Genomic DNA, 7,827 nt, shown 5'->3' with positions numbered 1-7,827 from the left:
GCCGGCGGCACCGCCGGCGCCGGGACCGCCGGCCGGAGCGGGGCCGCGGAGCGCGGTCCGCGCAATCGCTGGGCCGTGCTCGCGGTGCTCTGCGTCAGCCTGCTGCTGGTCGCCATCGACGCCACCGTGCTGCACGTGGCGGTGCCCGCGGTCACCGAGGATCTGCGGCCCGGCCCCGTCGAGCTGCTGTGGATCGTGGACATCTACCCGCTGATCTGCGCCTCGCTGCTGATTCTCTTCGGCACCCTGGGGGACCGGGTGGGCCGCCGGCGGGTGCTGCTCTTCGGCTACGCCTGTTTCGGGCTGGCCTCGGCGCTGGCCGCGGTGGCCGACTCGCCCGTCACCCTGATCGGCGCCCGGGCGCTGCTCGGTGTCGGCGGCGCCATGATCATGCCGGCCACTCTCTCCCTGCTCCGCCACGTCTTCCCGGACCGCCGGGAGCGCGCCATGGCGATCGGCGTGTGGAGCGCGGTGGCGGCGGTGGGCGCGGCACTCGGCCCGCTGGTCGGCGGGGTGCTGCTGGAGCACTTCTGGTGGGGCTCGGTCTTCCTGATCAACATCCCCCTGATGGCGGTCTGTCTGCCGGTGGGCCGGGGGCTGCTGCCGGAGTCCACCGGGGACGGCACCGGGCCGTGGGACGTGCTCGGCGCGGCGCTGGCCGCCGCCGGGCTGTTCAGCGTGATCCTGGCCGTGAAGCGGGCCGGCAGCGGCGATCCCTTCTCGCCGGGCACCCTGCTGGCCGCCTTTCTCGGCGTGGCCCTGCTGACCCTCTTCGTCCGCCGTCAGCGGCGGCGGCACTGCCCGCTGCTGGATCTCTCGGCGTTCCGCCGCGCGGCGTTCGGCACCGCGGTCGGCTGCATCGTGCTCACCGTGCTGGCCCTGGTCGGGCTGGCCCTGATCGCGGCCCAGTACCTCCAGCTCGTCTTCGGGCTGAGCCCGCTGGAGACCGGGCTGCGCCTGCTGCCGCTGAGCGTGGCGGCCATCGCCGCCGGGCTGGCCGGCTCCCGGATGCTCACCCTGATGGGGCCGCGGACCATGGTGTCGCTGGGCTTCCTGCTCACCGCGGTCGCCGTGCTGACCCTGCTGGGGCTGGGCGAGCAGGACCGGCCGGGGCTGCTGGCCGCCGCTTTCGTGATGCTGGGATTCGGCCTGGAGACCACGCTGTTCGGCGCCTACGAGTCGATGCTCAGCGACGCCCCGGCGGCACAGGCCGGGGAGGCGGCGGCGATCGGCGAGACGGCCTACCAGTTCGGCGCCGGGCTGGGCATCGCGCTGCTGGGCAGCATCATGAACGCCGTCTACGGCCCGGGCGTGGGACGGGTCGCCGGCCTGGAGGAGGCGGACCTGGCAGCCGCGGGCAACTCGCTGGCGGAGGCGTACGCCGTGGCCGACCGGGTCGGCGGCGACGCCGGTGAGGCGCTGCGGCTGACCGCGCGGGACGCCTTTGTCAGCGGCACGCACAGCGTGCTGGCGGTCAGCGCGCTGCTGCTGGTCGGGGGCGCCCTGGCCGCGCTCCGCCTGCCCCGCGGGCTCACCGGGCCGGCCGCACGGGCCGTGCCCCGCGTCACGGAGCACCGCAAGGACCGCTGACGGCCGGGCGGCCGTCAGCGGCAGGGCGGGCGGCGCGGCGGCGGGCCGTGCCGCATTGTGCGGGTGCACGGCGGGGGCTGTGCGGTGCGGGGTGGGGCAGGCCACAGCGCGGGCGGGATGCTTGCCGGGCGGGGTTACCGGGCCGTAGCGTCTGGCGGGGCTTCGGCCCCTGACCGGGAATCCCTCGCACCGGAGGCGTACGCATGGCCGCTGTGCCCCTGCCCCCCTTCGACCCCGCCGATCCGCTCGGGATCGACGATCTGCTCTCCCCGGAGGACCTCGCGGTGCGGGAGACCATGCGCAAGTGGGCCGCGGACCGGGTGCTGCCGGAGGTCGCCGGCTGGTACGAGCGCGGTGAACTGCCCGAAATCCGGGAGCTGGCCCGCGAACTGGGCGCCCTGGGCGCGCTCGGCATGACCCTGGAGGGCTACGGCTGCGCCGGCGCCTCGGCCGTCCAGTACGGTCTGGCCTGCCTGGAGCTGGAGGCCGCCGACTCCGGCATCCGCTCCCTGGTCTCGGTGCAGGGCTCGCTGGCCATGTACGCGCTGCACCGCTTCGGCTCGGAGGAGACCAAGCGGGAGTGGCTGCCGCGGATGGCGTCGGGCGAGGTGATCGGCTGCTTCGGGCTGACCGAGCCCGACCACGGCTCCGACCCGGGCGGCATGCGCACCCGGGCGCGCCGCGACGGCGGCGACTGGGTGCTCAGCGGCCGGAAGATGTGGATCACCAACGGCTCGGTGGCGGGCGTCGCCGTCGTCTGGGCACGCACCGAGGAGGGCATCCGCGGTTTCGCCGTGCCCACCGACACGCCCGGCTTCGCGGCGCCCGAGATCCGGCACAAGTGGTCCCTGCGGGCCTCGGTGACCAGCGAGCTGATCCTCGACGAGGTGCGGCTGCCGGCCGGTGCCCTGCTGCCCGGCGCCGAGGGCCTGCGGGCTCCGCTGGCCTGCCTCGGCCACGCCCGCTACGGCATCGTCTGGGGCGCCATGGGGGCGGCCCGGAGCTGTTTCCGGGCGGCGCTGGACTATGCGCGGACCCGGGAGCAGTTCGGCCGCCCCATCGGCGGGTTCCAGCTCACCCAGGCCAAGCTGGCGGACATGGCGTTGGAGCTGAACAAGGGCCTGCTGCTGGCCCATCACCTCGGCCGGCGGCTGGACGCGGGCCGGCTGCGGCCGGAGCAGGTGAGCTTCGGCAAGCTGAACAATGTCCGGGAGGCACTGGAGATCTGCCGCACCGCGCGCACCGTCCTCGGCGCCAACGGCATCTCACTGGAGTATCCGGTGATGCGGCATGCCACCAATCTGGAATCGGTGCTCACCTACGAGGGCACCTCGGAGATGCACCAGCTGGTGCTGGGCAAGGCCCTCACCGGTCTGGACGCCTTCCGCGGCTGACGTGCCCGGCCGGCCGGCCCGTCGGGAGCCGGCCGGCCGCGCCCGGTCCGCCGCTTCCCGTCAGCTCTGGTTGAAGAAGCCGCCGTCGTGGCGCCGGCCGTCGGTGCTGACCACCTCGTACCTGGCGGGCGTGAGCAGGAAGACCCGGTTGGCCACCCGCTCGATGGAGCCGCGCAGCCCGAAGATCAGGCCGGCCGCGAAGTCCACCACCCGCTTGGCGTCGGCCGACTCCAGCGCGGTCAGATTGATGACGACCGGTACGCCGTCCCGGAACAGCTCCCCGATCCGGCGGGCGTCCCGGAAGCCCTGCGGAGTGACGGTGGCGATCCTGCGCCCCTCTTCCTGCGCGGCCTCGGCGGCCACCCGCAGCCGGGGGTCGGTGGTCCAGGGGGCGGGGGCGCTGTCACCGGGCTCCGGTCCCTCGGCGTAGTCGTCGTCGTAGTAGCGCTCGCGGTCCTCGACCAGTCCCAGCCACGCACTCGCCCTGCGTACCGAACCCATGGACGCCTCCTTCCCGATGCGCGGGGTCACCCGACTTCCCATCGTCGTGGTACGCGGTGACACTCCGCCCCCCTATCGTCGTGCATGGAGCCGAGAATGCGCCAAGTGGTTAGCCGTGGAAACGGCTTTCTGTGACGGTTCTGGTGCATTCGGCGGGCCGGACACGACGGCGGCTCAGGGGAGTTGAGGACACGTCCGGTTGACGGAGAGTGAGTTCCCGCTCTGCTGCCGGGAGGGTGACGAGGGGGCCGGGCGCTGCGGCGCCCGGGTGACGCCGGCCTGCCCGGCCCCCGCCGCACCGGCTCACTCCGCGGCGATCAGCTCCGCGATCTGCACCGCGTTCAGCGCGGCGCCCTTGCGCAGGTTGTCGTTGGAGAGGAACATCGCCAGTCCGTTCTCCACCGTCTCGTCCCGGCGGATGCGGCCGACGTAGCTGGCGTCCCGCCCGGCCGCCTGGAGCGGGGTCGGGATGTCGGAGAGCCGCACGCCCGGGGCATCGGCCAGCACCTCGGCCGCCCGCTGCGGGCTGAGCGGACGCTCGAAGCGGGCGTTGACCTGGAGCGAGTGCCCGGTGAAGACCGGGACCCGGACGCAGGTGCCGGAGACGGCCAGGCCGGGGATCTCCAGGATCTTGCGGCTCTCGTTGCGGAGCTTCTGCTCCTCGTCCGTCTCGCCGAGCCCGTCGTCCACGATCGAGCCGGCCATCGGCAGCACATTGAAGGCGATCGGGCGCACGTACTTCTCCGGCGCCGGGAAGTCCACCGCCTGGCCGTCCCGGGCGAGGCGGGTGGCGTCCTGCGCGGCGGCGGCGCGGACCTGGTCGTCCAGCTCGCCCACCCCGGCCAGACCGCTGCCGGACACCGCCTGGTAGGTGGCGACCACCAGCGCGGTCAGCCCGGCCTCCCGGTGCAGCGGCTTGAGCACCGGCATGGCCGCCATGGTGGTGCAGTTCGGATTGGCGATGATGCCCTTGGGCCGGTCGGCCGCGGCATGCGGGTTGACCTCGGAGACCACCAGCGGAACCTGGGGGTCCAGCCGCCAGGCCGAGGAGTTGTCGATCACCACGGCGCCCGCCGCGGCGACCTTCTCGGCCAGCGCCCGCGAGGTGCCGCCGCCGGCCGAGAACAGCACGATGTCCAGCCCGGACCAGTCGGCGGTGGCGGCGTCCTCGATGGTGATCTCGCTGTCCTGCCAGGGCAGGGTGCGCCCGGCGGAGCGGGCCGAGGCGAACAGCCGGAGCTGGTCCACCGGGAACTTCCGCTCGGCCAGAATCTCCCGCATCACTGTGCCGACCTGGCCGGTGGCGCCGACGATCCCGATCTTCATGTGCTGATACCTCTGTCCTTGGCCTGTTGCTCTGTGCGTCTGTCGTCCCGACCGCACCTCCTAGCCTGCCCTGCCCGGCACCGCGCGAGCCAATCCTTTCCTTTGACGTGGATCACACCGCCCCACCGAATACTTCTGAATGGAAGTAACGCTCCTGTAACGAGCTCGGACTACGCTCCGTGGCCTGGCACGACGCAACGAGGCGACGGCAACACCCGAGACGGCGAGGTGGCACGGTGCACCTGACCCCCCACGAACAGGAGCGGCTGCTCATCCATGTGGCCGCGGATGTGGCCGCCCGGCGGCGCGAGCGCGGGCTGCGGCTGAACCATCCCGAGGCGGTGGCGCTGATCACGGCGCACCTGCTGGAGGGGGCGCGGGACGGCCGCACCGTCGCCGAGCTGATGACCTCCGGACGCAAGGTGCTCACCAGGGACGACGTCATGGAGGGCGTGCCGGAGATGATCCACGACGTCCAGGTGGAGGCCACCTTCCCGGACGGCACCAAGCTCGTCACCGTCCACGAACCGATCAGCTAGCACGGAAGGCCGCCGCCGTGATTCCCGGAGAGATCCTGTTCGCCGACGACCCGGTGGTCCTCTTCGAGGGCGCCGAGATCACCCGGCTCACCGTATGCAACACCGCCGACCGCCCCGTGCAGGTGGGCTCCCACTACCACTTCGCCGAGGCCAATCCCGGCCTGGACTTCGACCGCGCCGCCGCCCGCGGCAGACGGCTGGCGGTCCCGGCCGGCACCGCCGTCCGCTTCGAGCCGGGCATCCCGGCCGAGGTGGCGCTGATCCCCCTCGCGGGCCGCCGGATCGTCCCGGGGCTGCGCGGCGAGACCGGAGGAGACCTCGATGCCTGAGCTGAGCCGCGCCGCCTACGCCGACCTCTACGGCCCGACCACCGGTGACCGCATCCGGCTGGCCGACACCGACCTGCTGATCGAGATCGAGCAGGACCTCAGCGGCGGGCCCGGGCCGCGGGCCGGCGACGAGGTGGTCTTCGGCGGCGGCAAGGTCATCCGGGAATCCATGGGCCAGTCCCGGGCCACCCGGGCCGACGGCACCCCCGACACCGTGATCACCGGCGCGGTGGTGCTGGACCACACCGGGATCTACAAGGCCGACCTCGGCATGCGGGACGGCCGCATCACCGGCATCGGCAAGGCAGGCAACCCGGACACCATGGACGGTGTGCACCCGGGACTGGTGATCGGACCGGAGACCGAGATCATCGCCGGGAACGGCCGGATCCTCACGGCCGGCGGCATCGACGCGCACGTCCACTTCATCTGCCCGCAGCTCGCCGACGAGGCCCTGGCATCCGGGGTCACCACGCTGATCGGCGGCGGCACCGGCCCGGCCGAGGGCTCGAAGGCGACCACGGTCACGCCCGGGCCGTGGCACCTGGCCCGGATGCTGGAGGCGATGGACGGCTGCCCCGTCAACATCGGCCTGCTCGGCAAGGGCAACACCGTCTCCCGCGAGGGCCTGCTCAGCCAGCTCCGCGGCGGCGCGGTCGGCTTCAAGCTGCACGAGGACTGGGGCACCACCCCGGCGGCCATCGACGCCTGCCTGACCGTGGCCGACGAGACCGGCGCCCAGGTCTCCGTGCACACCGACACGCTCAACGAGGCCGGGTTCGTGGCCGACACGCTGGCGGCCATCGGCGGGCGGTCCATTCACGCCTTCCACGCCGAGGGCGCGGGCGGCGGGCACGCGCCGGACATCATCACCGTCTGCTCGGCGCCGAACGTGCTGCCGGGCTCCACCAACCCGACCCGGCCGCACACCGTGAACACGGTCGAGGAACATCTCGACATGCTGATGGTCTGCCACCACCTCAACCCGGCGGTGCCGCAGGACCTGGCCTTCGCCGAGTCCCGCATCCGGCCCACCACCATGGCGGCCGAGGACATCCTGCACGATCTGGGCGCGATCTCCATGATGGGCTCGGACTCCCAGGCCATGGGCCGGATCGGCGAGCTGGTCATGCGCACCTGGCAGACCGCGCACGTGATGAAGGTGCGGCGCGGAGCGCTGCCGGGGGACGGGCGGGCGGACAACACCCGGGTACGTCGCTATGTCGCCAAATACACCATCAATCCGGCGGTGACCCAGGGCGTCGACCACGAGATCGGCTCGGTGGAGCAGGGCAAGCTGGCCGACCTGGTGCTCTGGGAGCCGGCCTTCTTCGGCGTCCGGCCGGCGCTGGTGATCAAGGGCGGGCAGATCGCCTACGCGCAGATGGGAGACGCCAACGCCTCGATCCCCACGCCGCAGCCGGTGCTGCCGCGGCCGATGTTCGGGGCGATGGGCCGGGCACCGGCCGGCAACTCGGTCAACTTCGTCTCGCCGCTGGCCCTGGCCGACGGGCTGCCGGGGCGGCTGGACACCGGCAAGCGCTGGGTCGCGGCCGAGTCCGCCAGGGCGGTGACCAAGGCGCAGATGCGGCTCAACGACGCCACCCCGGACATCCGGGTGGAGCCGGACACCTTCACCGTCACCATCGACGGCGAGGAGGTCACCCCCGCCCCGGCCGGGACCCTGCCCATGGCCCAGCGCTACTTCCTCTTCTAGCCGTTCTTCCCGTTCGGCTTCCCGTCCGGCTTCCGGCTTCTCCGGCCGGGCACACCGCCGGCCGCGCGTCACCGCTCCCGTACTCCCGGAAGGAATCCGCCCATGGAACGCCCGCCGTCCGCCGGCCTCGCCGGGCCGTCCGCCCCCGCCGCGCTGATGGTGCTGGCGGACGGACGGTTCCCGGCCGGGGGGCATGCGCACTCCGGCGGGGCCGAGGCCGCGGTCAAGGCGGGCCGGATCACCGATGCCGCCTCGCTGGAGGACTTCTGCCGGGGCCGGCTGCACACCGCCGGCCTGACCGCCGCCGCCCTGGCGGCGGCGGCCTGTGCCGGGGCCGACCCGCTGGACCTGGACACCGCCGCGGACGCCCGGACGCCGAGCCCGGCGCTGCGCGCCACCGCGCGACGGCTCGGGCGCCAGCTGATGCGGGC

8 protein-coding genes are annotated in these 7,827 nt (G+C 73.5%); 6 read left to right on the top strand and 2 right to left on the bottom strand.

The window, feature by feature from the left end; translation table 11 throughout:
* A partial coding sequence (locus GQS09_RS25365; protein WP_243761771.1) for an MFS transporter occupies positions 1-1,590 on the top strand: 1,590 nt, incomplete at its 5' end.
* 203 nt (positions 1,591-1,793) lie between these two features.
* A complete protein-coding gene (locus GQS09_RS25360) occupies positions 1,794-2,984 on the top strand; it encodes an acyl-CoA dehydrogenase family protein (protein WP_165989891.1) in 1,191 nt (396 codons plus the stop codon).
* 60 nt (positions 2,985-3,044) lie between these two features.
* Here GQS09_RS25360 and GQS09_RS25355 read toward each other — a convergent pair whose 3' ends face one another.
* The gene (locus tag GQS09_RS25355) at positions 3,045-3,485 is read right to left on the bottom strand and encodes a cell division protein SepF (RefSeq protein ID WP_165989890.1); all 441 of its coding nucleotides are present in this window, start codon (positions 3,483-3,485) and stop codon (positions 3,045-3,047) included.
* A 303-nt stretch (positions 3,486-3,788) separates the two neighbouring features.
* Positions 3,789-4,811: an aspartate-semialdehyde dehydrogenase gene (locus tag GQS09_RS25350; RefSeq protein ID WP_165989889.1), complete on the bottom strand. Its 1,023-nt coding sequence runs from the start codon at positions 4,809-4,811 to the stop codon at positions 3,789-3,791.
* Positions 4,812-5,047: 236 nt separating this feature from the next.
* Between GQS09_RS25350 and GQS09_RS25345 the strand changes: the two genes are divergently transcribed.
* The 4 genes from GQS09_RS25345 to GQS09_RS25330 all read left to right on the top strand — a co-directional run.
* Complete coding sequence (locus GQS09_RS25345; protein WP_165989888.1) at positions 5,048-5,350, top strand: urease subunit gamma; 303 nt, start codon at positions 5,048-5,050, stop codon at positions 5,348-5,350.
* Between the two features lie 17 nt (positions 5,351-5,367).
* Positions 5,368-5,679: an urease subunit beta gene (locus GQS09_RS25340; protein WP_165989887.1), complete on the top strand. Its 312-nt coding sequence runs from the start codon at positions 5,368-5,370 to the stop codon at positions 5,677-5,679.
* On the top strand, positions 5,672-7,396 hold the full coding sequence (locus GQS09_RS25335) for an urease subunit alpha (RefSeq protein WP_165989886.1): 1,725 nt from the start codon (positions 5,672-5,674) through the stop codon (positions 7,394-7,396). Before GQS09_RS25340 ends, GQS09_RS25335 begins: the two co-directional genes overlap by 8 nt.
* A 102-nt stretch (positions 7,397-7,498) precedes the next feature.
* The coding region (locus tag GQS09_RS25330; protein ID WP_279577796.1) for an urease accessory UreF family protein at positions 7,499-7,827 on the top strand (329 nt) is incomplete at its 3' end.

Source organism: Streptomyces sp. YIM 98790, from assembly GCF_011421595.1.
Lineage (GTDB): Bacteria > Actinomycetota > Actinomycetes > Streptomycetales > Streptomycetaceae > Streptomyces.
The sequence above is the reverse complement of the archived record's forward strand: the minus strand, read 5'-3'. Positions and strand labels throughout refer to the sequence as shown.

Coding starts and splice junctions, on each gene's coding strand:
- GQS09_RS25360 (WP_165989891.1), top strand. CDS start 1,794: ATGGCCGCTGTGCCCCTGCCCCCCTTCGACCCCGCCGATCCGCTCGGG.
- GQS09_RS25355 (WP_165989890.1), bottom strand. CDS start 3,485: ATGGGTTCGGTACGCAGGGCGAGTGCGTGGCTGGGACTGGTCGAGGAC.
- GQS09_RS25350 (WP_165989889.1), bottom strand. CDS start 4,811: ATGAAGATCGGGATCGTCGGCGCCACCGGCCAGGTCGGCACAGTGATG.
- GQS09_RS25335 (WP_165989886.1), top strand. CDS start 5,672: ATGCCTGAGCTGAGCCGCGCCGCCTACGCCGACCTCTACGGCCCGACC.